Annotated in this window: 25 protein-coding genes; 16 read left to right on the top strand and 9 right to left on the bottom strand. The window is 70.8% G+C overall.

All coding sequences use genetic code 11. The features are described 5' to 3' along the window. Positions 1-31: 31 nt before the first annotated feature. Together DN051_RS17765 and DN051_RS17760 are read right to left on the bottom strand one after the other, a co-directional pair. Entirely contained in the window at positions 32-277 is a 246-nt protein-coding gene (locus DN051_RS17765) for a DUF397 domain-containing protein (protein ID WP_053764174.1), read from the bottom strand. Continuing rightward, positions 274-1,101: a helix-turn-helix domain-containing protein gene (locus DN051_RS17760; RefSeq protein ID WP_112439056.1), complete on the bottom strand. Its 828-nt coding sequence runs from the start codon at positions 1,099-1,101 to the stop codon at positions 274-276. The genes DN051_RS17765 and DN051_RS17760 overlap by 4 nt, the downstream gene beginning before the upstream one ends. A gap of 113 nt (positions 1,102-1,214) precedes the next feature. On the opposite strand from DN051_RS17760, the gene DN051_RS17755 reads away from it, so the two are divergent. Continuing rightward, entirely contained in the window at positions 1,215-1,625 is a 411-nt protein-coding gene (locus DN051_RS17755; protein ID WP_112439055.1) for an ATP-binding protein, read from the top strand. Positions 1,626-1,640: 15 nt separating this feature from the next. Here the strand turns inward: DN051_RS17755 and argS are convergent, their stop codons facing one another. Then, a complete protein-coding gene (gene argS / locus DN051_RS17750; RefSeq protein ID WP_112439054.1) occupies positions 1,641-3,419 on the bottom strand; it encodes an arginine--tRNA ligase in 1,779 nt (592 codons plus the stop codon). Positions 3,420-3,871: 452 nt separating this feature from the next. Between argS and lysS the strand changes: the two genes are divergently transcribed. Next, positions 3,872-5,614, top strand: a complete 1,743-nt coding sequence (lysS, locus tag DN051_RS17745; protein ID WP_112439053.1) for a lysine--tRNA ligase — start codon at positions 3,872-3,874, stop codon at positions 5,612-5,614. 78 nt (positions 5,615-5,692) lie between these two features. On the opposite strand, the gene DN051_RS17740 is transcribed toward lysS, so the two are convergent. The 3 genes from DN051_RS17740 to DN051_RS17730 form a co-directional block, all read right to left on the bottom strand. Beyond that, positions 5,693-6,982, bottom strand: coding sequence for a DUF2637 domain-containing protein (locus tag DN051_RS17740; RefSeq protein WP_063797335.1), 1,290 nt, complete (start codon positions 6,980-6,982; stop codon positions 5,693-5,695). Between the two features lie 143 nt (positions 6,983-7,125). Beyond that, a complete protein-coding gene (locus DN051_RS17735; RefSeq protein WP_420709195.1) occupies positions 7,126-7,998 on the bottom strand; it encodes a DUF3558 family protein in 873 nt (290 codons plus the stop codon). Positions 7,999-8,156: 158 nt separating this feature from the next. Continuing rightward, positions 8,157-8,999 carry a hypothetical protein gene (locus DN051_RS17730; protein WP_053760458.1) on the bottom strand — a complete coding sequence of 281 codons (843 nt, stop codon included), beginning with the start codon at positions 8,997-8,999 and terminating at the stop codon, positions 8,157-8,159. A gap of 205 nt (positions 9,000-9,204) precedes the next feature. Here DN051_RS17730 and DN051_RS17725 point away from each other — a divergent pair, with 205 nt between their 5' ends. Beyond that, positions 9,205-10,398: an RtcB family protein gene (locus tag DN051_RS17725; RefSeq protein WP_053760459.1), complete on the top strand. Its 1,194-nt coding sequence runs from the start codon at positions 9,205-9,207 to the stop codon at positions 10,396-10,398. A 371-nt stretch (positions 10,399-10,769) separates the two neighbouring features. On the opposite strand, the gene DN051_RS17720 is transcribed toward DN051_RS17725, so the two are convergent. Together DN051_RS17720 and DN051_RS17715 are read right to left on the bottom strand one after the other, a co-directional pair. Next, positions 10,770-11,537 carry an SDR family NAD(P)-dependent oxidoreductase gene (locus tag DN051_RS17720; protein WP_053760460.1) on the bottom strand — a complete coding sequence of 256 codons (768 nt, stop codon included), beginning with the start codon at positions 11,535-11,537 and terminating at the stop codon, positions 10,770-10,772. A 288-nt stretch (positions 11,538-11,825) separates the two neighbouring features. Beyond that, positions 11,826-12,161: a YnfA family protein gene (locus DN051_RS17715; protein WP_053760461.1), complete on the bottom strand. Its 336-nt coding sequence runs from the start codon at positions 12,159-12,161 to the stop codon at positions 11,826-11,828. A gap of 169 nt (positions 12,162-12,330) precedes the next feature. Here DN051_RS17715 and DN051_RS17710 point away from each other — a divergent pair, with 169 nt between their 5' ends. The 5 genes from DN051_RS17710 to DN051_RS17690 all read left to right on the top strand — a co-directional run bounded on the left by DN051_RS17710 (position 12,331) and on the right by DN051_RS17690 (position 17,030). Next, positions 12,331-12,804, top strand: a complete 474-nt coding sequence (locus tag DN051_RS17710) for a hypothetical protein (RefSeq protein WP_112442324.1) — start codon at positions 12,331-12,333, stop codon at positions 12,802-12,804. Positions 12,805-13,020: 216 nt separating this feature from the next. Further along, positions 13,021-14,112 (top strand): LLM class flavin-dependent oxidoreductase, encoded by a 1,092-nt coding sequence (locus DN051_RS17705; protein WP_112439052.1) that lies wholly within the window; start codon positions 13,021-13,023, stop codon positions 14,110-14,112. Beyond that, on the top strand, positions 14,109-14,711 hold the full coding sequence (locus DN051_RS17700) for an FMN reductase (RefSeq protein WP_053760464.1): 603 nt from the start codon (positions 14,109-14,111) through the stop codon (positions 14,709-14,711). Before DN051_RS17705 ends, DN051_RS17700 begins: the two co-directional genes overlap by 4 nt. A gap of 99 nt (positions 14,712-14,810) precedes the next feature. Next, positions 14,811-15,617 carry a response regulator transcription factor gene (locus tag DN051_RS17695; protein ID WP_112439051.1) on the top strand — a complete coding sequence of 269 codons (807 nt, stop codon included), beginning with the start codon at positions 14,811-14,813 and terminating at the stop codon, positions 15,615-15,617. Beyond that, the gene (locus DN051_RS17690) at positions 15,618-17,030 is read left to right on the top strand and encodes a sensor histidine kinase (RefSeq protein WP_053760466.1); all 1,413 of its coding nucleotides are present in this window, start codon (positions 15,618-15,620) and stop codon (positions 17,028-17,030) included. A gap of 77 nt (positions 17,031-17,107) precedes the next feature. Here DN051_RS17690 and DN051_RS17685 read toward each other — a convergent pair whose 3' ends face one another. Then, complete coding sequence (locus tag DN051_RS17685) at positions 17,108-17,734, bottom strand: hypothetical protein (RefSeq protein ID WP_199314948.1); 627 nt, start codon at positions 17,732-17,734, stop codon at positions 17,108-17,110. Positions 17,735-18,041: 307 nt separating this feature from the next. Between DN051_RS17685 and hemL the strand changes: the two genes are divergently transcribed. The 8 genes from hemL to DN051_RS17640 all read left to right on the top strand — a co-directional run bounded on the left by hemL (position 18,042) and on the right by DN051_RS17640 (position 26,167). Continuing rightward, the gene (gene hemL / locus DN051_RS17675; protein ID WP_112439049.1) at positions 18,042-19,358 is read left to right on the top strand and encodes a glutamate-1-semialdehyde 2,1-aminomutase; all 1,317 of its coding nucleotides are present in this window, start codon (positions 18,042-18,044) and stop codon (positions 19,356-19,358) included. Continuing rightward, positions 19,355-20,035, top strand: a complete 681-nt coding sequence (locus tag DN051_RS17670; protein WP_053760468.1) for a histidine phosphatase family protein — start codon at positions 19,355-19,357, stop codon at positions 20,033-20,035. Before hemL ends, DN051_RS17670 begins: the two co-directional genes overlap by 4 nt. A 130-nt stretch (positions 20,036-20,165) precedes the next feature. After that, positions 20,166-21,413 carry a polysaccharide deacetylase family protein gene (locus tag DN051_RS17665; RefSeq protein WP_112439048.1) on the top strand — a complete coding sequence of 416 codons (1,248 nt, stop codon included), beginning with the start codon at positions 20,166-20,168 and terminating at the stop codon, positions 21,411-21,413. 66 nt (positions 21,414-21,479) lie between these two features. Then, positions 21,480-22,112 (top strand): TlpA family protein disulfide reductase, encoded by a 633-nt coding sequence (locus DN051_RS17660; protein ID WP_053760470.1) that lies wholly within the window; start codon positions 21,480-21,482, stop codon positions 22,110-22,112. 1 nt (position 22,113) lies between these two features. After that, a complete protein-coding gene (locus DN051_RS17655) occupies positions 22,114-22,884 on the top strand; it encodes a cytochrome c biogenesis CcdA family protein (RefSeq protein ID WP_053760471.1) in 771 nt (256 codons plus the stop codon). Between the two features lie 3 nt (positions 22,885-22,887). Beyond that, positions 22,888-24,609 carry a cytochrome c biogenesis protein ResB gene (gene resB, locus DN051_RS17650; RefSeq protein WP_112439047.1) on the top strand — a complete coding sequence of 574 codons (1,722 nt, stop codon included), beginning with the start codon at positions 22,888-22,890 and terminating at the stop codon, positions 24,607-24,609. Next, positions 24,606-25,715: a c-type cytochrome biogenesis protein CcsB gene (gene ccsB / locus DN051_RS17645; RefSeq protein ID WP_053760473.1), complete on the top strand. Its 1,110-nt coding sequence runs from the start codon at positions 24,606-24,608 to the stop codon at positions 25,713-25,715. The genes resB and ccsB overlap by 4 nt, the downstream gene beginning before the upstream one ends. A gap of 47 nt (positions 25,716-25,762) precedes the next feature. Next, positions 25,763-26,167 carry an SRPBCC domain-containing protein gene (locus DN051_RS17640; protein ID WP_053760474.1) on the top strand — a complete coding sequence of 135 codons (405 nt, stop codon included), beginning with the start codon at positions 25,763-25,765 and terminating at the stop codon, positions 26,165-26,167. Positions 26,168-26,182 lie beyond the last annotated feature (15 nt).

Below are 26,182 nucleotides of genomic sequence, written 5' to 3'. Positions count from 1 at the left end.
CCCAGCCACTGACAGCCGAACGACCGGGACCTCAGAGCGCGGCGAACTCCGTGAACGCGGCCCAAGTGGCGGGCGCCACCTGGAGCGTGGGGCCGTCCTCGGGGTTCTTGGAGTCGCGGACGTGGACGGTGTGGGGGCAGGTGGCGATCTCCAGGCACTGGCCGCCTTCGTCGCCGCTATAACTGGACTTGCGCCAGGTGAAGGCGACTTCGAGGCAGGCGCCGCCTTCGTCGCTACTGTAGGTCGACTTGAACCACTGAAGTGCTTCGGCGCTCATGGCTCTCCTAGTAGGCGGTCGAGCAGGCTCATGGAGTCCTGGGGGGCCAGGGCCTGGGTCCGCAGCATCGCATACTTGCGCGACAAGATGGACACCTCATCCGGGTCAGACACCCACTGGCTGCCGCGCTGGGACTCGGTGTAGGCAAGGTGCTGGTGTTCGGGGGTTTCGAGAAGTGTGAACGGACCGTTGAGCCCGGCGCTGTATGGGCTGGACAGCGGCAGGAACTGCAAGGCGATGCAGGGGAGTTCGGCGATCGTGCGGAGATGCCGGAGCTGCCGGCCCTGCACCTCCGCCCCGCCGATCGCCAGATGCAGCACAGGCTCCCAGACGATGAAGCTGAGCGTCGGGGGGCACTTCCGGTGCAGGATCTCCTGGCGGGCCACGCGCGCGGCCGTACGGGTCGCCACCTCGTCCTCGTCGTACGCGGGAACGCGATTGCGCAACACGGCACGGGCGTACGCCTCGGTCTGGAGCAGGCCGGGGAGCACCAGGGCGTCGTACCAGGACAGGGTGATGGCCTCACGCTCGTGTTCCATGTACAGCTCCGCCCACATCGGGAACTGGTCGATCTCCGGCAGGTTGTCCACGCCCGCCGCCAGTACGCCCCTCAGGCCCAGGACCTGGTCCAGTAACTCCGCGAGGTCGGGTTTGAGTGGTCGTCGGCCCTGCTCGATCGACGCGAGGGTCTCCTCGTCGACGGCCAGCCGTTCGGCCAGCGCCCGTTGGGTGTAACCGGCGGCCCGACGCGCCGTGCCGAGCTGGACGCCGAGCATCTTCATGGCCGAAAGGTTCTTCTTCCGCGGAGACTTCCTGGAGTTCATGCTGGTCCAACTCCCCACGCGTGCCCGTACGTGACCCCGTATGAACCCGTACAAAAAATCTGTACGGCCTCACGCACTGATCAACCGTAGTGACTCTCCGCAACTCTCGTCCCGTGAACGAGACAACCCAACTCCCGCCTCTGCGCGAGCGGTTCTTCCAGCGTGAGCGCCGATCCGTGCCCGCCGCACGGCAGTTCGCCCACGAGAGCCTGACCGGCTGGGGGCTCGCGGACTCCGAGCGGGGCGACGACGTGCTGCTGTGCGTGAGCGAGCTGGCCACCAACGCGTTGCTGCACGGCGTACCGCCGGGCCGTCAGTTCCTGGTGTTCCTGCGGTACGACGGCGTCGTCCTGCGGGTGGAGGTGCACGACAGCGGGCCGGGCAGCCCGCGCGTCGCCGACGAGGCGGACGAGGGCGGGCGCGGGTTGCTGCTCGTCGCCGCGCTGTCCGACAAATGGGGGGTGCGGGAGCGTGAACTCGGCAAGGTGGTGTGGTGCGAGTTCACGCGTCCCGCCCGCCCGTAGACGGTGTGCCGGTGCTCAGAGGCGCTCGGGCGTCCGGATGCCCAGCAGGGCCATGCCCTGGTGCAGGGTCCGGGCCGTGATGTCGCAGAGGAAGAGGCGGTTCTCGACCTGGGCGGGAGTCTCGGCCTTCAGCACCGGGCACTTGTCGTAGAAGGACGTGTACAGCGAGGCCAGCTGGTAGAGGTACGCCGCCAGCTTGTGCGGGGCGTACTCCGCCGCCGCCTCCGCGAGCGTCTCCGCGAAGGCGTCCAGGTGCAGGCCCAGCGCCCGCTCGGCCTCGTGCAGCTCCAGCTCCGGGTGCGCGGCCGGGCGGACCTCGCCGGCCTTGCGCAGGATGGACTGGATACGGGCGTACGCGTACTGGAGGTACACGGACGTGTCACCGTTGAGCGAGACCATCTGGTCCAGGTCGAACTTGTAGTCCCGGTTCGCCGAGGTCGACAGGTCCGCGTACTTCACCGCGCCGATGCCCACCTGGGCGCCGCGCTCGGCGATCTCCTCCTCGGAGAGCTGCCGCTGGGTGTCCTTCTCCCGCACCACCGCCGTGGCCCGGTCGATCGCCTCGTCCAGCAGGTCGACCAGCCGCACGGTCTCGCCCTCACGGGTCTTGAACGGCTTGCCGTCCTTGCCGAGGACCGTGCCGAAGGCCAGCTGGTACGCCTTCACGTCGTCGTTGAGCCAGCCCGCCTTGCGGGCCGTCTCGAAGACCATCTTGAAGTGGAGGGACTGGCGGGCGTCCACGACATAGATGAGGCTGTTCGCCTTCAGGTTGAAGACCCTGTCCCGGATCGCCGACAGGTCGGTCGCCGCGTAGCCGTAGCCGCCGTCCGACTTCTGCACGATCAGCGGGACCGGGTTGCCGTCCGGGCCCTTGATGTCGTCGAAGAAGACGCAGAGCGCGCCCTCGGAGCGGACGGCGACGCCGGACTCCTCCAGGAGGCGGCAGGTCTCGGCGAGCATGTCGTTGTAGCCCGACTCGCCGACGATGTCCGGGTCCCGGATCTCCATGTCCAGCTTCTCGAAGACCGAGAAGAAGTAGATCTTCGACTCGTCGACGAACTTCTGCCACATGGCCAGCGTCGTCGGGTCGCCGGCCTGGAGGTCGACCACCCGGCGCCGGGCCCGCGTCTTGAACTCGTCGTCCGCGTCGAACTTCCTGCGGGCGGCCTTGTACAGCCGGTCGAGGTTCGACATCGCGGCCTGGCCGGACTCCTGGAGGTCCTCGCCCGACTTGTGGTCCAGCTCGTGCGGGTGCTCCTCCAGGTACTGGATGAGCATGCCGAACTGGGTGCCCCAGTCGCCGATGTGGTGGCGCCGGACCACGTTCTCGCCGGTGAACTCCAGGAGCTGGACGACCGAGTCGCCGATCACCGCGGAGCGCAGGTGGCCGACGTGCATCTCCTTCGCCACGTTCGGCTGGGCGTAGTCGATGACCGTGGTGCCGGGGTGCTCGGCGTGCGGGACGCCGAGGCGGGCGTCCGGGTCGGCGGCGCGTGCGGCGAGGTTCTCGGTGATCGCGCGGTCGGTGAGGGTGATGTTCAGGAAGCCGGGGCCGGAGACCTCGACGTCCTTGATCACGTCGCCGGTGACGATCCGGGAGACGACCTGGGTCGCGAGCTCGCGGGGGTTGGCCTTGGCCTTCTTCGCGAGGGCGAGGATTCCGTTGGCCTGGAAGTCGGCCCGGTCGCTTCGTCGCAGCAGGGGGTCGACGCCGGGGGCCTCCGGCAGGGCGGAGGTGAGGGCGTCGGTGAGGTGCTGGGTGACGGAGGCGGTGAGGGACGTGACCGGGGCCATGGGGTGGGTGCCGTTCTCCTCGTGGGTGCGGATAGACACGGTCAGTATCCCATGGGGGGTGAAGGGGTTCTTCTTGTGCGGAGTTCCGTGCGGGTTCCCTGCGGGTGGGTGGGGGGTGTTGCGCAGTTCCCCGCGCCCCTGATCGGTGGGGGTTGGGCGTGCGGGTTTCCTGCGGGTGGGTGGGGGGTGTTGCGCAGTTCCCCGCGCCCCTGAGAGGTGGGGGTGGGCGCACGGGTTCGGTGCGGGTCGTGGGGGGCTGGGCGCGCGGTTCCCCGCGCCCCTGATCGGTGGGGGTTGGGCGTGCGGGTTTCCTGCGGGTGGGTGGGGGCTGGGCGTGTGGTTCCTCGCTCACTGCGGGGGTGGTGAAAAGGGGTTTTCCTGGTTGGCGGGGTTGCTGGGAGAATGGGGGTGGCAGCCGTTGACGTGCCGGTTGCATCTGGAGAAAGAAGGACGTGCCGATCGTGGGTCAGAGCACCGAGACCGCCGACTGGGTCTCCCGTTTCGCGGATGAGGTCATCGAGGAGTCGGAGCGCCGGGCCCCGGGCAAACCCGTTGTCGTCGCGTCGGGGCTGTCGCCCTCCGGTCCGATTCACCTGGGCAATCTGCGGGAGGTCATGACCCCGCACCTCGTCGCGGACGAGATCCGCCGGCGCGGCCGCCAGGTGCGGCACCTGATCTCCTGGGACGACTACGACCGGTACCGGAAGGTGCCCGCCGGGGTCGCCGGGGTCGACGAGTCCTGGGCCGAGCACATCGGCAAGCCGCTGACCTCCGTGCCGGCGCCCAAGGGCTCCGCCCACCCGAACTGGGCCGAGCACTTCAAGGCGGCCATGGTCGAGTCGCTGGCGGAGCTGGGCGTCGAGTTCGACGGCATCAGCCAGACCGCGCAGTACACCTCGGGGGTGTACCGGGAGCAGGTCCTGCACGCCATGAAGCACCGCGGCGACATCGACGCGGTCCTGGCGCAGTACCGGACCAAGCCGAAGGGCGGCGCGAAGAAGGGGCAGAAGCCCGTCGACGAGGCCGAGCTGGAGGCCGAGGAGGGTTCGGGCGCCGCCGCCGAGGACGACGGCAGCTCCGGCTCCGCGGGCTACTTCCCGTACAAGCCGTACTGCGGCAACTGCGAGAAGGACCTGACGACCGTCACCGCGTACGACGACACGACCACCGAGCTGACGTACGCCTGCACGGCGTGCGGCTTCTCGGAGACCGTCCGGCTGAACGAGTTCAACCGCGGCAAGCTGGTCTGGAAGGTCGACTGGCCGATGCGCTGGGCCTACGAGGGCGTGGTGTTCGAGCCGAGCGGTGTCGACCACTCCTCTCCCGGGTCGTCCTTCCAGGTCGGCGGGCAGATCGTCGGGATCTTCGGCGGCAAGCAGCCGATCGGCCCGATGTACGCCTTCGTGGGCATCAGCGGCATGGCGAAGATGTCGTCGTCGCGCGGCGGTGTGCCGACGCCCGCCGACGCCCTGAAGATCATGGAGCCCCAGCTGCTGCGCTGGCTGTACGCGCGCCGCCGGCCCAACCAGTCGTTCAAGATCGCCTTCGACCAGGAGATCCAGCGGCTGTACGACGAGTGGGACAAGCTCGACGCCAAGGTCGCCGACGGTTCGGCGCTGCCCGGTGACGTCGCGGCGCACGCGCGGGCCGTCGGCACGGCCGGCGCTGAGCTGCCGCGTACGCCGCGGCCGATGCCGTACCGGACGCTCGCCTCGGTCGCGGACATCACGGCCGGTCACGAGGACCAGGCGCTGCGGATCCTGTCCGAGCTCGACCCGGAGCAGCCGCTCAGCTCGCTCGACGTGGTGCGGCCCCGGTTCGACAAGGCCGAGGCGTGGATCAACACGCAGGTGCCGGCCGACCAGCGCACCATCGTCCGTGACGAGCCCGACGCCGAGCTGCTGAAGTCGCTCGACGACCAGGCGCAGGGTTCGCTGCGGCTGCTGCTCGACGGGCTGGCGGAGCACTGGTCGCTCGACGGGCTGACGCACCTCGTCTACGGCGTGCCGAAGGTGCAGGCCGGGTTCCCGGCGGACGCCACGCCGAAGGAGCTGCCGCCGGAGATCAAGACGTCCCAGCGGACGTTCTTCGCGCTGCTGTACCACCTGCTGGTGGGCCGGGACACCGGGCCCCGGCTGCCCACGCTGCTGCTCGCGGTGGGGCAGGAGCGGGTGCGCAGGCTCCTCGGGGCCTGAGCCCCGGGCTCCGGCACGACGCAAAAGGCCCTCGTACGGGAGCGTACGAGGGCCTTTTGCGTATTCGCCGCCGGGCGGCTAGGCGATGTGGTCCTCTTCCAGTTCCGCGTTGTAGCGGTTGGTGAACCGGGTGACCAGGCGCTTGGCCTCCTCCGGCGGGAGGGTCCTGGTGAACTCGGCCTCCACGTTCTCGCCGAACTCCCGCGGGGTCGGGTAGCTGCCGTTGATCGACTGCTTGAAGACCTGGTAGTAGGCCTCCTCGTCCGGCTCCTGCGGTTCGGGGGTGCCGCCGCCCTCGCCCAGCTCCCTGGTGCGGTTGGGGCCCACCGGGATGGGGAAGGTGCCGGTGTCCTCGGGGGAGGGCTCCAGGCGGTACTGGTCCTGGTACTGCTCGGCCTGCTGCTGCTCCGCGAACCACTGCTCGTAGGCGGCGGGGTCGTACGCGGGGTCGTAGTCGCCGTGGTACTCCACCGTCTGCGGGTCCCGGGCGTGCAGCCACGGGTTCTGCTCCGGCCCCACCACGTCGTCCGGGAACTCCATGTCGGGGGCGCCGTCGCCCTGGCGGCGCGGTCCGCCGTGCGGGGCCGGCGCCTGGGCCGTCGCCCGGTCCGGTGCCGTCTCGGGCGCGGGACGGTGCACGGTGACGTCCACGCCGGCCGGTGCTGCGGGAAGCTCGTGCTGGGGCGCCGGGGGGATCAGGACGGGGTCGATACCCGCGGCGGCCAGGCCCGAGGGGGCCGTCTCCGCGAGGGGGACGCCGTACTTGGCCAGGCGCAGGGGCATCAGGGCCTCGACGGGGGCCTTGCGGCGCCAGGCGCGGCCGTAGCGGGAGCGCAGGCGGGCCTGGTAGACGAGGCGTTCCTGCTCCAGCTTGATCACCTGGTCGTAGGAGCGCAGCTCCCACAGCTTCATCCGGCGCCAGAGCAGGAACGTGGGCACGGGGGAGAGCAGCCAGCGGGTGAGGCGGACGCCCTCCATGTGCTTGTCCGCGGTGATGTCGGCGATCCGGCCGATCGCGTGGCGGGCGGCCTCGACCGACACCACGAAGAGGATCGGGATGACGCCGTGCATGCCCACGCCGAGCGGGTCCGGCCAGGCCGCCGCGCCGTTGAAGGCGATCGTCGCCGCCGTCAGCAGCCAGGCTGTCTGCCGCAGCAGCGGGAAGGGTATGCGGATCCAGGTCAGCAGCAGGTCCAGGGCCAGCAGGACGCAGATACCCGCGTCGATGCCGATCGGGAAGACGTAACTGAAGTCCCCGAAGCCCTTCTTGACGGCCAGTGTGCGAACGGCCGCGTACGAACCCGCGAAGCCGATGCCCGCGATGATCACGGCGCCGAAGACGACCACGCCGATGAGAATGCGGTGCATCCGTGTCAACTGTAGTGGCGCGGCCACCCGTACTCCCCTCCCAGTGCGTCTTGTTGCGCGCCCACAGGGTGGCACATCTGTGCGGGGGCCGGGTGGCCGGATCGGTTCCGTCGGCCCTTCCGTGACTTTTCCGGTGGCGTCCGTCAGGCCTTGCCGGCGGACGATTCGGACGAACCAGCCGACTTCGAGGGGGACTTGGAGGCGTCGGAGGAACCGCCCGAGTCACTCCCGCCGTTCGCCTCGCTCACCGAGCCCACCGCTTCCCCGGCCGCCTTCTTCGCCACCTTCATCAGGTCGCCGGCGTCGGGCGTCTTGTCGCCGGCCAGCCCCGCGCCGTTGTAGTCGACGGTGACGACGACGTTCTCGACGCGCGCGACGACCGTCTGCTGCTTGAAGGCGCCTTCCTTCTTCTTCAGGTCGTAGCGCACCGCCGTCGCCTGGTCGCCGGTTCCGCCGAGCGACTCGGTCTTGGCGTTCTTGGCGCCCGCCGCGGACTGGGCGTCCTTGACCTGCTTCGCGTAGTACTCCCGCGCCAGTTCGTCGCCGGAGCCGCGGGCGGCGTCCGACTCGAAGCGCAGCATCGAGACGTTCAGCCAGCGGAACTGGGAGCCGTCGACACCGTTGTTGTCGAGGCTGTCCCAGGAGCAACTGGCCCGCGTCGACAGATCGTCGGACTTGCCTTCCTTGCCCGACTTCGAGCCCTTCGGTACGAGTTCGCCCAGGGTCTTCTTCGACAGCACCTGGCAGGCCTCGGGCAACTTCGAGTACGCCGCGGCCTGCACGGTGGGCGAGGGGCTCGCGGTCGCGCTCGACGCGCTCTCGGAAGCCTTCTTGGCGTCGTCGCCGGAGCCGGAGTCCGAGGAGCAGCCGGCGGCGATCAGCATCGTGGGTACGGCCGCCGCGCAGACAAGGGCGCGGTTCAGACGGCCGGTCCGCCGGGCGCGCCGGTCGGTCCCGCCCTGCCTCGAAGGCGTCGCGGGTACCTCCAGGTCGGCTCGCTGTGCTCGTCGCTGCATGGTTCCTTCACTCATCACGCTCGTGGTTCCTGAGGTCGGATGGGTCCCGGTGCCGCCGGTGGCGCCGGCGTCCGGATCGGGTCCGAGGGGCCACGGTACGCGGTGAAGGAACTGTGCGAACCCGCTTCACCCGCTTTGCACACGGGTCCGGAGAGGCCTCATTCAGCGAGCGAGTCGGCCAGCCGCGAGGCCAGATTCCGGGCCCTGTCCTGCATTTCCTTGCTGTCCGGGACGACACCGACGGTGGTCGGCTGCTCCTCGTAGGCGACGGTCACGATGACGTTGGACGTGCGGAACGCCACAGTCACCGTGCGCTGTTTGGCCGTCGAACCGGAGCTGGCGAGCTCGTCGTCGAGGTACGCCTCGTCGCCCAGGCCGTCCAGGACGCGGGGCTGAAGGTCGGTCGGGGTGACGCTCGGGCTGCCGCTCGGAGAGGTGGACGCGTCGCCCCCCGGGCCGTCCGGAGCGCCGGGGGAGGACGTGGCGCCGGCGGCCCCCTGGGGCGTGGACGACGGCGCAGACGGCGACGGCGGCGGCGACTGCGGCGTGGCGGGCTCGGGCAGGTCGGCCGCCGTCCGCATGGCCGCGAACAGCTGCTCGGCCTGGCTGTCGTCGCTGACGGCGTTGTCGTAGGAGACCACGCGCTCGAAGTCGACGGACAGGTGGTCGGTGGCGGAGGTGGACTCGACCTTCCAGCGGCAGCCGACCTTGCGGTCGTTGTCGTAGGTGAGCGTCGGCTCGCCGTCGTAGGCCGTGTCGCGCCCGCGTTCGTCGGCGATCTGCTTTATGCCGGGCAGGAGGGTGTCGAGCGTGTCCTGCCGGACCACGGCGCACGCGTTGGGGAGGGTGCGGTAGCGGCCCGGTTCGGCCGCCGCGGTCGCCGTGCCCGAGCCGGGGTTGGCGCCGTCCGTGACGTCACCGTCGGCGGGGCCGCCGGTGCAGCCGGCCAGCAGCACCGCGAGGAGTGCGGCGACGCCCGTTACGTACGCCTTCCGCTGCACGGTCAGGCTCCTCTCCACGGTGGCTCGCTTACCTGGTCTGCCAGTGTCCCCGCTGGTTATTCGGTTGCCGCACGGGGGTGCTGACTGGAGACAATGTGTATCGCACGCACAGCCGTGAACGCCGGTCCGTTGTCCTTTATGTAGACCTTGGCGCCGGATTTGTGTTTTAAGACTTCTGTCTGGTTTTCGGGGGAATGGGGACGATATGTCGTACGTGGAGATCGCGGGGGCGAAGGTACCGATCCGGATGTGGACGGACCCGGCGACGGTCGAGGACGTGGCGCTCCAGCAGCTGCGGAACGTCGCGACCCTGCCGTGGATCAAGGGCCTGGCCGTCATGCCGGACGTGCACTACGGAAAGGGCGCGACGGTCGGGTCGGTCATCGCGATGCAGGGCGCCGTCTGCCCCGCCGCGGTGGGCGTCGACATCGGCTGCGGGATGTCCGCGGTGAAGACTTCCTTGACCGCCAACGATCTGCCCGGTGACCTGTCCCGGCTGCGGTCGAAGGTCGAGCAGGCGATCCCGGTCGGACGCGGGATGCACGGCGACCCGGTGGACCCCGGGCGGCTGCACGGGTTCCCCACCGGCGGGTGGGACGACTTCTGGGGGCGGTTCGGCGGCGTCGCCGAGGCGGTGCGGTTCCGCGAGGAGCGGGCGACCAAGCAGATGGGGACGCTGGGCTCCGGCAACCACTTCATCGAGCTGTGCCTCGACACCGAGGGCTCGGTGTGGCTGATGCTGCACTCCGGCTCCCGCAACATCGGCAAGGAACTCGCCGAGCATCACATCGGCGTGGCCCAGAAGCTCCCGCACAACCAGGGCCTGGTCGACCGCGACCTCGCCGTCTTCGTCGCGGACACCCCGCAGATGGCGGCCTACCGCAACGACCTGTTCTGGGCGCAGGAGTACGCCCGGCGCAACCGCTCGATCATGATGGCGCTCCTGAAGGACGTGATCCGCAAGGAGTTCAAGAAGGCCAGGCCGGCCTTCGAGCCCGAGATCAGCGCACACCACAACTACGTGGCCGAGGAGCGGTACGAGGGCATGGACCTGCTCGTGACCCGCAAGGGCGCGATCCGGGCCGGCTCCGGTGAGTACGGGATCATTCCCGGCTCCATGGGCACCGGCTCGTACATCGTGAAGGGCCTCGGCAACGAGAAGGCCTTCAACTCGGCGTCCCACGGGGCCGGCCGGCGCATGAGCCGCAACGCCGCGAAGCGCCGGTTCACGACGAAGGACCTGGAGGAGCAGACACGCGGTGTCGAGTGCCGCAAGGACTCCGGTGTGGTGGACGAGATCCCGAGTGCCTACAAGCCGATCGACCAGGTCATCGACCAGCAGCGGGATCTGGTCGAGGTGGTGGCGAAGCTGAAGCAGTTCGTGTGCGTGAAGGGCTAGGGCTGAGCCGCTGGGCCCGTCGGCACGGGTGAGGGGGTGGCTTCGGGAGCCGGGCCGGGCTCGGGGGACGGTGTGGCGTCGGGGGACGGTGCGGCTTCGGGGGACGGTGCGGCTTCGGGGGTGGGCCGGGCTCGGGGGGACGGTGTGGCTTCGGGGGTGGGCCGGGCTCGGGGGGACGGTGTGGCTTCGGGGGTGGGCCGGGCTCGGGGGGACGGTGTGGCTTCGGGGGTGGGCCGGGCTCGGGGGGACGGTGTGGCTTCGGGGGTGGGCCGGGCTCGGGGGGACGGTGTGGCTTCGGGGGTGGGCCGGGCGTCGGGGGACGGTGCGGCTTCGGGACGGTGCGGAGGCTCCCGGTGGGGCCTCCGTCGTCGTCACTGCTCCCGGTGGACCTTCGTGTTGGAGGCCTGGGCGCGCGGGCGGACCACCAGCAGGTCGATGTTGACGTGGGCGGGGCGGGTGACCGCCCACGCGATCGTGTCGGCGACGTCGTCGGCCGTGAGGGGCTCGGCGACACCCTGGTAGACCTTGGCCGCGCGTTCCTCGTCGCCGCCGAAGCGGGTCAGGGCGAACTCCTCGGTCCTGACCATGCCGGGCGCGACCTCGACAACCCGCACCGGCTGTCCGACGATCTCCAGGCGGAGCGTCTCCGCGAGGACGTGCGAGCCGTGCTTGGCGGCGACATAGCCGCCGCCCCCCTCGTACGTGCCGTGGCCCGCGGTCGACGAGACGACCACGACCGTGCCGTCGCCGCTCGCGACGAGCTTGGGCAGCAGGGCCTGGGTCAGGTTCAGCGTGCCGATGACGTTCGTCTCGTACATCCGACGCCAGTCCGCGGGGTCGCCGGTGGCCACCGGGTCCAGGCCGAGCGCGCCGCCCGCGTTGTTCACCAGGACGCCGATCGTCTTGAACGCCGTGGCGAACTCGTCGACGGCGGCACGGTCGGTGACGTCGAGCTGGTACGCCATGGCCGAGTGGCCCGCCGCCTCGATCTCCTCGGCGAGCGCCTCGATACGGTCCTTGCGGCGGGCGGTGACGACGACGCGGTAGCCCTCGGCCGCGAGCCGGCGGGCCGTGGCGGCCCCGATCCCGCTGCTGGCACCGGTGACGACGGCGATACGTGACGTGGCGGACGGCGTCATACGACTGCTCCTCGTGCGCGGTGCGGGCGGGCGCCACGCCGGTGTGGGGCCACGGGTCGGTACTTCCTCGCCAGGATAGGCGGGCGTCCGGGTGGGAGAATGGGGTGGGTGATCTTCTCGCGCCGCCCCGGCGGCGAGCGGGCGTCCGGCCTGGTCATCGATGGTGTGTGGGTGCCCGGCCGGGGTGTGGATGTGGATGGTGGGTGGGCGTCCGGGCCGGTCGTGCGTGGTGGGTGGGCGTCCGGCCCGGTCGTGGGCGGGCCGGGGTCGTCGGCGGGCCGGGGCGAATCAGCTGCCGCGGGGTGCCCACATGATCACGGCCATGCCGGCCAGGCAGATCAGCGCCCCGGTGATGTCCCAGCGGTCGGGCCGGTAACCGTCCGCGACCACGCCCCAGGCGATCGAACCGGCCACGAAGATCCCGCCGTACGCGGCGAGGATGCGGCCGAAGTGGGCGTCCGGCTGGAAGGTGGCGACGAATCCGTAGGCGCCGAGCGCGAGGACGCCGCCGGTGACCCAGAGCCAGCCGCGATGCTCGCGCAGCCCCTGCCAGACCAGCCAGGCGCCGCCGATCTCGAACAACGCGGCGACGACGAACAGGGCGGCGGATCGGAGGATGACCATGCGGGCAGCTTGGCACGAGCGTCCGGCACGGTCGGCGGCCCGGGCGCCGGCGCCGGGACCGGCCGCCGGGCGCGGGTGCCGGGGTCGCGGTGCGGACGCCGGACGCGGACTCCGGGCGCGCGGTGCGGACGCCTTCGTACGGCCGCGGCGGGGCGCGGCGGGTGCGGTCGTGACGGGGCGGTCGCGGGTGGTGGGGCTGTGGTGTGCCGCCGTGCTGGCGGTCGGCGGGGCGGCTCCCATCGCCGGGGCCGACAGCGGTGGGGCGGCCGGGCCCGAGTACCACGGGGTCGCGATGCTGCACTCCGGTGTGGTGGGCGTCCGGCTCACCGCGAGCAATCCCGGTCCGTCCGCGGTGCCGGACGCGACGGTGCGAATGCGCTGGTCCAGGCCGCTGGCGGACCGGCAGGCGCTGCCCGCCGCCTGTACCCGCTCCGGGGCCGACACGGTGCTGTGCGGCGTCGGGGCGCTGCCGGCCGGGGGCGACGGCGCGGGGATCGGCCTGGTGGCCCGGCTGGCCGGGGTGTCGAGCGAGGTGTGGCTGGAGGTCGACACCGTGTGGCGCGGCGGAGCGGCGGACGGTGACCGGGCGAGCGAGCCGCAGCGTGTGCTGGTGCTGGACACCGGGGATCCGTACTACTTCTGAGCTGCTCCCGAGCGCGGGGTTCCGGCCGCTGGTTCCGGCCGCTGGTTCCGGCCGCGGGTCGTGGCCGCGGGTCGTGGGCGGGCCGGGGCGGGTGGATGCCGTCCGACCCGTTCGGGACATGGCCGGATCGGGCCGGATCCGGGGTCGGAATAAGGACAGGGTGGGATCCGTTTGGGGGTATAGTTGAATCATCAACAACTTGGAGGGTGAGCGACCATGCAGTTCGGGATCTTCAGCGTCGGCGACGTCACGCCGGACCCCACGACGGGGCGTACGCCGACCGAGCGTGAGCGGATCAAGGCCATGGTCGCGATCGCGCTGAAGGCCGAGGAGGTCGGCCTCGACGTCTTCGCCACCGGCGAGCACCACAACCCGCCGTTCGTGCCCTCGTCGCCGACGACCATGCTCGGCTACATAGCGGCCCGCACCGAGCGGCTGATCCTCTCCACCTCGACCACGCTGATCACCACCAACGACCCGGTGAAGATCGCCGAGGACTACGCGATGCTCCAGCACCTGGCCGACGGCCGGGTGGACCTGATGATGGGGCGCGGCAACACCGGGCCGGTCTACCCCTGGTTCGGGCAGGACATCCGGCAGGGCATCAACCTCGCCATCGAGAACTACGCCCTGCTGCACCGGCTGTGGCGCGAGGACGTGGTGAACTGGGAGGGCAAGTTCCGCACCCCCCTCCAGGGCTTCACCTCGACGCCCCGGCCGCTGGACGGCGTCGCACCGTTCGTCTGGCACGGCTCGATCCGCTCGCCCGAGATCGCCGAGCAGGCCGCGTACTACGGCGACGGCTTCTTCCACAACAACATCTTCTGGCCGGCCGACCACACCAAGCGGATGGTCGAGCTGTACCGGTCCCGGTACGCGCACTACGGCCACGGCACCCCCGAGCAGGCGATCCTCGGGCTCGGCGGGCAGGTGTTCATGCGGAAGAACTCGCAGGACGCGGTGCGCGAGTTCCGGCCGTACTTCGACGTCGCGCCGGTCTACGGGCACGGGCCCACGCTGGAGGAGTTCACCGAGCAGACCCCGCTCACCGTCGGTTCGCCGCAGCAGGTGATCGAGAAGACGCTGAGCTTCCGCGAGTACGCCGGTGACTACCAGCGCCAGCTGTTCCTGATGGACCACGCGGGACTGCCGCTGAAGACCGTGCTGGAGCAGCTCGACATGCTCGGCGAGGAGGTCGTGCCGGTGCTGCGCAAGGAGTTCGCCGCCGGCCGTCCGGCGAACGTGCCGGACGCGCCGAACCACCAGTCGCTGCTCGCCGCCGCTTCGGAAGGAGTGAAGGTCGAATGAAGCTCGTCGTCGTCACCGCGGGGCTGAGCGTCCCGTCCTCCACCCGGCTGCTGGCCGACCGGCTGGCGCTGGCCACCGCCGGGCGGACGTCGGCGGAGGTGCAGGTCGTCGAACTGCGCGAACTCGCCGTGGAGATCGCGCACAACTTCACCAGCGGTTTCCCGGGGCGGGAGCTGAGCGCCGCCCTCGACGCGGTCACGCAGGCCGACGGGCTGATCGTGGTGACGCCGGTGTTCGGCGCCTCGTACAGCGGCCTGTTCAAGTCCTTCTTCGACGTACTGGACAAGGACGCGCTCACCGGGAAGCCGATGCTGATCGCGGCGACCGGCGGCACCGCCCGGCACTCGCTCGTCCTCGACCACGCGCTGCGTCCGCTCTTCTCCTACCTGCGGGCCGTCGTCGTCCCCACCGGGGTCTACGCCGCTTCCGAGGACTGGGGCGCCGAAGGGCTGGACGAGCGGATCGAGCGGGCCGGGGAGCAGTTGGCGGCGCTGATGAGCGGGCTGTCGGCGAAGGTGCCGCGGCCCGTCGTGAGCACCGGGGACTTCGAGGTGATCCCCTTCGAGCAGCAGCTCGCCGCGCTGCGGCCCGACGCGTGACGCGGTGGGCGCGCCCGGCCGGGTGAGAGGCCAGTAAGAAGCCCGGCCGGGGCTCGCCCCCGTGGTCGTACCACTCGACCGTTTTGCCACACTGGGTGAGTGGCCCCGACTCTCCTGCTCGCCGAAGACGACCGCGCCATCCGGCACGCCCTGGAGCGGGCCCTGACGCTGGAGGGGTACCGGGTCACGGCGGTCGCCGACGGTGTGGAGGCCCTGGCGCACGCCCACCGCACCCCGCCGGACATCCTGGTGCTGGACGTGATGATGCCGGGGATCGACGGCCTCCAGGTCTGCCGCGTACTGCGCGCCGAGGGCGACCGGACGCCGATCCTGATGCTGACGGCGCTGGTGGAGACGGCCGACCGGATCGCCGGGCTCGACGCGGGCGCCGACGACTACGTGGTGAAGCCCTTCGACGTCGAGGAGGTCTTCGCCCGGCTCCGGGCCCTGCTGCGGCGCAGCGCCAACGGAGCCGCGGCGAACGCAGCCGTGGGGGACGGTGGCGCCGCGAAGGGCGGAGCCGCGCACGGTGGGGGCGTGCCCGCGGCCGGCGCGGACGGGGGTGTGCCCGCCGCGGACGCGAAGGAGCGGCAGCTCCTGGCCGGGCGGCTGATCGCGGCGGCCGGGCTGCGCATGGACCCGCAGGCCCGCCGTGCCTGGCGCGGCAGCCGCGAACTGGAACTGACCCGCACCGAGTTCGAGCTGCTGGAACTGCTGGTGCGCAACGAGGGAATCGTCCTCGACCACTCCACGATCTACGACCGCATCTGGGGCTACGACTTCGGGCCCGGCTCGAAGAACCTCGCCGTCTACGTCGGCTATCTGCGCCGCAAGCTGGAGGAGCCCGGAGCGCCGCAGCTGATCCACACGGTCCGCGGGGTGGGTTACGTCCTGCGGGAGAACTGAGTGACGCGCCGGCCCCGGCTGCTGTCGGGCAGGGGGTGGCTGCGGCTCGCGTCGCTGCGGACCACGTTCGCGGTGTCCTTCGCCGCCATCACCGCCGCCGTCACGGTCCTGGTCGGGATCCTGTCCTACGGTGCCGCCGCCCGGCTCGTCCGGGTCGACCAGCAGTCCGTCTTCGACGAGATCGTGCAGGACCTGCGGGGCGAGGTCGCGGAGCGGCGCATGGACCCCGAGGACTTCTCCTCCGCGCCGGGACACGACTTCGTACGACCGGCCCGCACGGACGTGCAGGTGCTCGGCCCGGACGGGAGCGTCGTCGACCCGGGCAGCCCGGGTCTGCCGGTCACCGGCGCCGACCGCGACGTCGCGGGCGCCGCCACCGCCGGGCGGCTGGTCGAGCACCGGGACGTCGACGTCGGCGACGACGTGTACCGGGTCGCCACCGTCGGGCTCGGCGGCGGCCGGGGCGCGGTCCAGGTGGCGCAGGAGTTCAGCGACACCGAGGACCTGCTGCGGGCGCTCCAGCAGCGGACGCTGCTGCTGATGGCGGCGGTGGTCGTCGGGGCCGGCCTGTTCGGCTGGTGGCTGGCCCGGCACATCACCCGGCGGCTGGTGATCCTCACCTCGGCCGCCGAGGCCGTCGCCCGCACCCGGCGGCTCGGTATCGACGTGCCCGTCACCGGCCGGGACGAGGTGGGCCGCCTCGGCCGGGCCTTCGACCGGATGCTCGGCCGGCTCGCCCAGTCCGAGGAGGACCAGCGCCGGCTCGTCCAGGACGCGGGGCACGAGCTGCGCACGCCGCTGACCTCGCTGCGCACGAACATCTCCCTGCTCCGCCGGATCGACGAGCTCCCGCCCGAGAGCCGTGACGAACTGGTCGCCGACCTCACTCAGGAGGCCCGCGAACTGACCGATCTGGTCAACGAGTTGGTGGACCTGGCGGCGGGGCAGTCGGACACCGAACCGGTGCAGCGGATCGACCTCGCCGACCTCGCCGAGGAGGTCGCGGGCCTGAGCCGCCGCCGTTCCGGCCGCCGGATCGAGGTCCGGGCCAGCGGTCACACGACGGCCGAGGTCCGGCCGGGGATGCTCACCCGGGCGATCTCCAACCTGGTCGAGAACGCGGCGAAGTTCGACAGCGAGGGCCTCGCGCCGATCGAGATCGTCGTTGCCGGGCCGGCCCGGCCGGGCACGGTCCGCGTCGAGGTCCTGGACCGCGGCCCCGGTGTCGCCGCGCCCGACCTCACCCGCGTCTTCGACCGCTTCTACCGCGCCGCCGACGCCCGGTCCCTACCGGGCTCCGGGCTGGGCCTGTCCATCGTCCGGGAAGTGGCCCTGGCCCACGGCGGAGCCCCGTTCGCCCACCGCAGAGAGGGCGGTGGGTCGGTGATCGGGTTCACGGTGGGAGGGGGGTGAGGGGGCTCCGCCGCCTCACCCCGCAGACGACGAGGGCGGAGCCCGAAAGCTCCGCCCGTGATGCGTGACGCCCCGGCTCAGGGCCACACCAGGCAGTACGGCTGATGCCCCGCCTCATGCAACCGGTGGGAGAAGTCCTGCCATTCGTGGAGCAGCTGGTACACGTTGAACGCGTCCCGCGGTCCGCCGCGGTCCGGCACCGTCGACCAGATGAACGCCGCCGCGCCCACCGCCTCCTCGCCGATGCCGCGCAGGGGGTCCACCACCGTCATGGGGAGCTTCACCACCGCGTAGTCGGGGTGCAGGACGACCAGCTCCAGTGGCGGCACCTTGTGGAGGGGAACACCCTCGATGCCGGTGAGGACCATCGCGGCCATCGTCTCCGGCTTGATCTTGGTGAACATGCCGTTCATGCCGAGTTCGTCGCCGCCGAGTTCCTCCGGGCGCATCGAGATCGGGACACGGGCAGCGGTCGCACCGTCGGGCGCGCCGAAGTACTTGTACGTCACCCCCACCCGACCACCGTTCCTGCTTCCCGCCCGCAGCTGCTCGACCCTCCGGTCGATGTGCTCGGACTCACTCGTTCCACCGTGTGCCTGAAGTCTCTCGGTCGATTCCTCCGCGTCGCGCCGGTGCCTTCCCCGCCGGGCACGTCGAGGACCCAGGTCGTCGGTCCCCTCGCCCAGTCCGCCACCGCGATGCATATCTCCACCCGACTGCTTTTCTAGGACGCGTGGCCCCCGCCGCGCAACCCGATCATCGTGTCAGTGACCTCCCCCACGGTCGCGCGCCGAAACGTGCGTGGAAACACCTGTCCGCAGGATCTTCGACAGCCTCTGAATGCCATGCTCCGCTTGACCTGTACGTACAGGTCTCGGTATCGGCTCACAGTTTCGCAGATGCAGCCGCGCCGATCGCCGGTTTGCCGAGCCGATGCCGCCGGGCCGGGCTGGCCTACCCTGAGGGGGTCACTGGCAAACGGAGTCCGAGAGGTCGGAGAAGTCGCAGGTCATGAGCGAACTGCCTTATTCATACGAAGCGCCCGCGTCGCAGGCTCTGTTCGACCGTGCGGCCGCCGTGACGCCCGGCGGCGTCAACTCGCCCGTACGGGCCTTCCGCGCGGTGGGCGGTACGCCACGGTTCATGGTGTCCGGCAGCGGGCCGTATCTGACGGACGCGGACGGCCGGGAGTACGTCGACCTCGTGTGCTCCTGGGGTCCGATGATCCTCGGCCACGCCCACCCCCAGGTGATCGGCGCCGTACAGGAGGCGGTGGCGCGCGGTACGTCCTTCGGCACGCCCGGTGAGGGCGAGGTCGCGCTCGCCGAGGAGATCGTCGCGCGCGTCGCGCCGGTCGAGCAGGTGCGGCTGGTGTCCAGCGGCACCGAGGCGACCATGTCGGCGATCCGGCTGGCCCGCGGATTCACCGGACGGGCCAAGGTGATCAAGTTCGCGGGCTGCTACCACGGCCACGTGGACGCGCTGCTCGCCGCGGCCGGCTCCGGTGTCGCCACTTTCGCGCTGCCGGACACCCCCGGTGTCACCGGCGCCCAGGCCGGCGACACCATCGTCCTGCCGTACAACGACCTCGAAGCGGTGCACGCCGCCTTCCATGCGCACCCCGGTGAGATCGCCTGCGTGATCACCGAGGCGTCGCCCGGCAACATGGGCGTCGTACCGCCGCTGCCCGGTTTCAACCAGGGACTGAAGGACGCCTGCGCGCAGAACGGCGCGCTGTTCATCTCCGACGAGGTCATGACGGGCTTCCGCACGAGCCGCGCCGGCTGGTTCGGGGTCGACGGCGTGGTGCCCGACCTGATGACCTTCGGCAAGGTGATGGGCGGCGGGTTCCCGGCCGCGGCCTTCGGGGGACGCGCGGACGTGATGACGCACCTCGCGCCCGCCGGGCCCGTGTACCAGGCCGGCACGCTCTCCGGGAATCCGGTCGCCACCGCCGCCGGGCTCGCCCAGCTGAGGCTGCTCGACGACGCCGCGTACACCAGGATCGACGAGGTGTCGCGGCAGATCCAGGCGCTGGTCTCCGAGGCGCTGACCAAGGAGGGCGTGGCGCACACCGTGCAGAACGCGTCCAACATGTTCTCGGTCTTCTTCACCGACCGCCCGGTGCGCGACTACGAGGACGCCAGGGCGCAGGAGTCGTTCCGCTTCAACGCGTTCTTCCACTCGATGCTGGCGAACGGGGTCTATCTGCCGCCGTCGTCCTTCGAGTCGTGGTTCGTCTCCACGGCGCACGACGAGCGCGCCGTCCAGCGGATCGCCGACGCCCTTCCTGCGGCGGCCCGCGCGGCGGCGGAGGCCACCGCATGACGGCCAAGGACATCACCGTCGTCCATCTGATGCGGCACGGCGAGGTCGCCAACCCGGACGGGATCCTGTACGGGCGGCTGCCCGGCTACCACCTGTCCGAGCTGGGCCGGCAGATGGCCGACCGGGTCTCGGAGCACCTCGCCTCGCGCGACATCACCCATGTCGGCGCGTCGCCGCTGGAGCGGGCGCAGGAGACGGCGACACCGATCGCCAAGGCGCACGGACTGGACCTGGCGACCGACGCGCGGCTCATCGAGGCCGGCAACGTCTTCCAGGGCAAGTCGTTCGGGGTCGGGGACGGGGCGCTGCGGCGGCCCGGCAACTGGAAGCACCTCGTCAATCCGTTCCGGCCGTCGTGGGGTGAGCCGTACCTCGATCAGGTCGTCCGGATGATGGGCGCGCTGGACACGGCGAAGGACGCGGCGCGCGGGCACGAGGCGGTGCTGGTGAGCCATCAGCTGCCGATCTGGATCGTGCGGTCGTACGTCGAGCGGCGGCGGCTGTGGCACGACCCGCGCCGCAGGCAGTGCACGCTGGCCTCCCTGACGTCGTTCACCTACGAGGGCGACCGGATCGTCTCCGTCGGATACAGCGAGCCGGCCCGGGATCTCGTCCCCGCCCATCTGCTGGCCGGCGCCAAGCCGGTGAAGGGCAAGGACAAGGCGTTCGGGGCGTAATGCCCCTTATGTAAACTCGGTGAGAGCTTCGTTACGTTTGTCACCAAATCTGCACGATCGGGTGGAACCTCGTCCTGTGAAGTGCCCTCTGAACGAGTGACATTCAGAGAGCCCAACGGACGGGGACGGCATGCGTCACATCAGTCGAAGGCGAGCGATCGGACTGGCGGCCGGGGCCGGGGCCTCCGTCGGACTCGCGGGCTGCGGGACTCTCGCATCCTCGGACGGGCCGACGGGTGCCGGCGGTTCCGGTGACGGCCGGCCCAGCCGCCGGCCCAGCGGTACCCCGTCGCCCTCCGCCCGGCCGATCGGCGACGGCTCCACCTCCTTCACCGGCAAGCAGCCCCGCCAGCCCGCGCCGCCGGTGCCGTTGGAGCCGGGGCAGACCCCGCCGCAGTTCGTGATCTTCTCCTGGGACGGAGCCGCCGAGGTCGGCAACGGACTCTTCCCGCGCTTCCTCGACCTCGCCGAGGAGCACGAGGCGCACATGACGTTCTTCCTCTCGGGGCTGTATCTGCTGCCCGAGTCGAAGCGGCGGCTCTACGACCCGCCGAACAATCAGCGCGGCGCCTCCGACATCTCCTTCCTCACCGACGCGCACATCAAGGACACCCTCGTCAACCTGCGCCGCGCCTGGCTGGAGGGGCACGAGGTGGGCACCCACTTCAACGGCCACTTCTGCGCCGGCTCCGGCTCGGTGGGGAACTGGACGCCGCAGCAGTGGCGCAGCGAGATCGACCAGGCCAAGTCCTTCGTCAAGGAGTGGCGGACCAACACCGGCTGGACGGACGTGCCGTCGCTGCCCTTCGACTACGACAAGGAACTCGTCGGCGCCCGTACGCCCTGTCTGCTCGGGCAGGAGAACCTGCTGCCCACCGCCCGGGAGCTCGGCTGGCGCTATGACGCCTCGTCGCCGGGCGGCCTTCAGGTCTGGCCGCAGAAGAAGCAGGGCATATGGGACCTTCCGCTCCAGCAGATACCTTTCCCCGGCCGCTCGTTCGAGGTCCTCTCCATGGACTACAACATGCTCGCCAACCAGTCCGTGAACTCCACCAACGCGCCCGCCCACAACTACCCGGGCTGGCGCGAGCAGTCGACGCAGGCCCTGATATCCGGGTTCAAGCGGGCATACGAGACAAATCGCGCACCCTTCTTCGTCGGCAACCACTTCGAGCAGTGGAACGGCGGCATCTACATGGACGCCGTGGAGGAGGCGCTGAAGCACATCGCCCGCGAGAGGGACAAGGGCGGAGACATACGGATGGTGTCGTTCCGGCAGTTCGCGGACTGGCTGGACGTACAGCGGCCGGAGGTGCTGGAGACGTTCCGCACCCTCACGGTCGGGCAGGCGCCCGCAGAGGGGTGGAAGCAGCTCTGAAATGCGGGTTCTTGTCCTGAAGGGGGGTGCGCAAGATCCCCGGAACGGACATGCGAAACTTTTCACATGAGTGCCGCCAACCGCGCCCCCCTGCGCTCGAACCCCGTACGCCGCACCCGTCGTCGCGCCGCCGTCCTGACGGCCGGGGCCGCCGCCGCGGCACTCGCGCTCACCGCCTGCAGCTCCGGAGGAACCGCCGGCGGCGGCGGTGACACCAACTTCGTCGCGGGCACCGACGGCATCGACACCGTCGCCGCGGACGGCCGGGCGCCCGTGCCCGATCTGTCCGGGAAGACGGTCGACGGCGGGCAGGCCGACATCGCCGACCACAAGGGCAAGGTCGTCGTCCTCAACGTCTGGGGCTCGTGGTGCCCGCCCTGCCGCGCCGAGGCCAAGAACTTCGAGAAGGTCTACCAGGACACCAAGGACCAGGGCGTCGAGTTCCTCGGCATCAACACCCGCGACGCCAGCGTCGGTCCGGCCCGCGCCTTCGAGGAGGAGTACGGGGTCAGCTACCCGAGCCTGTTCGACCCGACCGGCAAGCTGATGCTCCGCTTCGAGAAGGGCACCCTCAACCCGCAGGCCATCCCCTCCACCCTGGTCGTCGACCGGGACGGACGCATCGCCGCCCGCGCGCTCCAGCCGCTCAGCGAGGACAAGCTGCGCGAGATGCTCGCCCCGGTCCTCGCGGAGAAGTGACGTGAGCGCGCTGTCCACGCTCGCGGCCACGGGCTACAACGGCACGGTGCTCGACGGCGCCCTGCTGGTGGCCCTGCCGCTCGCCCTGCTCGGCGGCCTCGTCTCCTTCTTCTCGCCCTGCGTCCTGCCGCTCGTCCCCGGCTACCTCTCCTATGTGACCGGGGTCACCGGCAGCGACCTGGCCGAGGCCCGGCGCGGCCGGATGGTCACCGGCGCCTCGCTGTTCGTCCTCGGCTTCACCGTCGTGTTCGTCTCCTCCGGTGCGCTGTTCGGGTACTTCGGCCAGACGCTCCAGGAGCAGAAGGGCGTCCTCTCCAAGATCCTCGGCGTCTTCATGATCCTCATGGGCGTCTTCTTCATGGGGCTGATGCCCTGGCTCACCCAGCGCGAGTTCCGCTTCCACAAGCGGCCGGTGTCCGGGTTCGTCGGCGCCCCCGTGCTGGGCGCGCTGTTCGGCATCGGCTGGACGCCCTGCCTCGGCCCGACCCTGTCCTCCGTGCTGATCCTGTCGTCCAACCAGGGAAGCGCGGGCCGCGGGGCCATACTGACCGTCGCGTACTGCCTCGGACTCGGTGCGCCCTTCGTGCTCGCGGCCATCGCCTTCCGCAAGGCGCTCGGCGCCTTCGCGTTCATCAAGCGGCACTACGTCTGGGTCATGCGCATCGGCGGCATCATGATGATCGTGACCGGGCTGCTGCTGCTGACGGGCGCGTGGGACCGCCTCGTGCAGGACATGCAGACCTGGTCCAACGGCTTCACTGTGGGGATCTGACCGATGAGCAAGACGACGACCGACAAGGCTCCGGACACCTCCGAGGAGCAGGACCAGGACCTCGGCGCGGCCGGCTCCCAGCTGTCCACCGCGCCCCGCGAGGACGCGCCCAACCTGCCCGCCCTGGGCGTCGTCGGCTGGGCCCGCTGGTTCTGGCGGCAGCTCACCTCCATGCGGGTCGCGCTGCTGCTGCTCCTGCTGCTGTCGCTGGCCGCCATCCCCGGCTCGCTGATTCCGCAGAACGGCGTCGACCCCACCCAGGTCGCCGACTTCCGCGCGCGGCACGAGACGCTCTCGCCGATCTACGAGAAGGTCGGCCTTTTCGACGTCTACAGCTCGGTGTGGTTCTCCGCGATCTACATCCTGCTGTTCGTCTCCCTCATCGGCTGCATCGTCCCGCGCACCTGGCAGTTCGTCGGCCAGCTGCGCGGCCGTCCGCCGGCCGCGCCCAAGCGGCTCACCCGGCTCCCCGCGCACACGACCTGGCGCACCGAGGCCGCACCCGAGCAGGTGCGCGAGGCGGCGCTCGCGGTCCTCAGGAAGCGCCGCTTCCGCGCCCATGTCGCCGGTGACGCGGTCGCCGCCGAGAAGGGTTATCTGCGCGAGGCCGGCAACCTCGTCTTCCACATCGCGCTGATCGTGATGCTGATCGCGTTCGCCTGGGGCCAGCTGTTCAAGTCGGAGGGCACCAAGCTGATCGTGGAGGGCGACGGCTTCGCCAACACCCTCACGCAGTACGACGACTTCCGCTCCGGGAACCTCTTCTCCCAGGACGCGCTGGACGCCTTCAGCTTCAACCTCGACGACTTCCGCGGCACGTACGAGACCGCCGGCCCCAACCAGGGCACCCCGCGCACCTACGAGGCCCGCGTCACCTACAGCGTCGGCGCCTACGGCAAGGAGCGCGACGCGGCCATCAAGGTCAACGAGCCGCTGGACGTCGGCGGCACCTCCGTCTACCTCGGCAGCCACGGCTACGCGCCCGTCGTCACCGTGCGCGACGCCCGGGGCAAGGTCGTGATGGACAAGGAGGCCGTGCCGCTGCTGCCGCTCGACGGCTTCGTCACCTCCACCGGCGCGATCAAGGTCATGGACGGCTACCGCAACGCCGACGGCGAGCGGGAACAGCTCGGCTTCAACGCCTTCTTCGTGCCGACCTTCGCCGGTGAGGGCCGGGGCACGATGACCTCCCAGTTCCCCGCGCTGCTCAACCCGCGGCTCGCGCTGTCGGCGTACCACGGCGACCTGGGCGTCGACTCCGGCATCCCGCAGAGCGTGTACCAGCTGAACAAGAAGAGCCTGAAGGAGTTCAAGGACTCCAAGGGCGACCTGTTCAAGCAGCGGCTGAAGATCGGCGAGACCATGACGCTCCCGAACGGCGCCGGCTCGGTGACCTTCGAGGGCGTCAAGGAGTGGGCCAGCTTCTCCATCGCCCGGCAGCCCGCCAGCGGCTGGGCGCTCGCCGGATCCGTCGCCGCGATCCTCGGCCTCGCCGCCTCCCTGTTCATCCAGCGCCGCCGGGTATGGGTGCGCGCGGTGCGGGGCGACGACGGTGTCACCGTCGTCGAGATGGCCGGCCTCGGCCGCAGCGAGTCCGCCAAGGTGCCCGAGGAACTGGGCGAGCTCGCCGGCCTCCTGTACGACAAGGCCCCGGGCGCTCCCGACCCCGATGACGATCCCGACCCAACCGACCCCGCTGTACCTGCCGAAGGGGCTGAGAAGTGACTCTCGCCGCCGCGACCAACGAGAACCTGGCGAACCTCAGCAACACGCTGATCTACTCCGCGATGGCCGTCTACACCCTGGCCTTCTTCGCCTACATCGCCGAATGGCTCCTCGGCAGCCGCAGCAAGGTCGGCCGTACCGCGGCCGCGCTCACCGCCACCGCGCCGGCCGAGGCAGGCCCGGCGGTCACCGTGAAGAAGGGCGGCGGGACCACCGTCCTGGAGCGGCCCCAGGTGGTCGTGCGGGCCGCCGCCGGCTCGCGTGACGTGCCCGACGGGCCGGGAGCGCACGGCGGCTCGGAGCAGGGCGACCTCTACGGCCGTATCGCCGTGTCCCTCACCGCGCTCGCGTTCCTGATCGCGGCCGGCGGTGTGCTCACCCGGGCCCTGTCGGTGCAGCGGGCGCCGTGGGGCAACATGTACGAGTTCAACATCACCTTCTCCACCGTCGCCGTCGGCGTGTACCTCACACTGCTCGCGGCGCGGAAGAACGTCCGCTGGCTCGGCCTGTTCCTGACCACCTCGGTGCTGCTCGACCTCGGTCTCGCCGTCACGGTCCTGTACACCGAGAGCGACCAGCTGGTCCCCGCCCTCCACTCGTACTGGCTGTACATCCACGTCTCGACCGCCATCCTCTGCGGTGCCGTCTTCTACGTGGGTGCCGTCAGCACGATCCTCTACCTCTTCCGCGACTCCTACGAGAACAAGCTCGCCTCCGGCGGCACCCCGGGCCGCTTCGCGACCTCGGTGCTGGAACGGCTGCCCGCCGCGGCCTCGCTGGACAAGTTCTCCTACCGCGTCAACGCCGCCGTCTTCCCGCTGTGGACGTTCACGATCATCGCGGGCGCGATCTGGGCCGGTGACGCCTGGGGCCGCTACTGGGGCTGGGACCCCAAGGAAACCTGGTCCTTCATCACCTGGGTCGCCTACGCCGGCTACCTGCACGCCCGCGCCACGGCCGGCTGGAAGGGCCGCAAGGCCGCCTATCTGGCGCTGCTCGCGTTCGGCTGCTGGCTGTTCAACTACTACGGCGTCAACATCTTCGTCTCCGGCAAGCACTCCTACGCCGACGTCGGCATGGGTGTCCTCCGGGCCGCCGGGTTCTGAGCGGCGCAACGCATGCGTGAGCCCCCGTACGGGGTCAGGCTGGTGTCATGACCGGTTCCATCGAACAGGGCACCAGCCAGACCCACGGGAACACGCACATCCTGCACTTCGTGGTGAGGCTCCCCGACCCCATGGGGAAGGTCTGGCCGGCGCTGTCCACCCAGGAGGGGCTCGCGGCCTGGTTCACCCCCGCCGATGAGCTCGAACCCCGGCTGGGCGGCGCGGTCACCCTGCGTGATCTGGGGGCCGGGCGGATCACCGCGTGGGACGTGGACCGGGTCGCCGAGTACACGGTGGAGGGCGGCGGCCGGATCCGGTTCCATCTGGAGCGCGACGGATCCGCCGGCACCGTGCTGCGCTTCACGCACGAGTTCCGCGGCGAGGGGGAGTCGGAACAGGGCTGGAGAGCCAGATTCGAACGATTGATCGAGCAGCTGGCGCGGGGGATGTGAGGAGGCCGGCGGCCC

Origin of the sequence: Streptomyces cadmiisoli (assembly GCF_003261055.1) — a bacterium.
Taxonomy (GTDB): domain Bacteria; phylum Actinomycetota; class Actinomycetes; order Streptomycetales; family Streptomycetaceae; genus Streptomyces; species Streptomyces cadmiisoli.
Note: the sequence above shows the minus strand (reverse complement) of the source record. Positions and strands in the feature narration are given on the sequence as shown.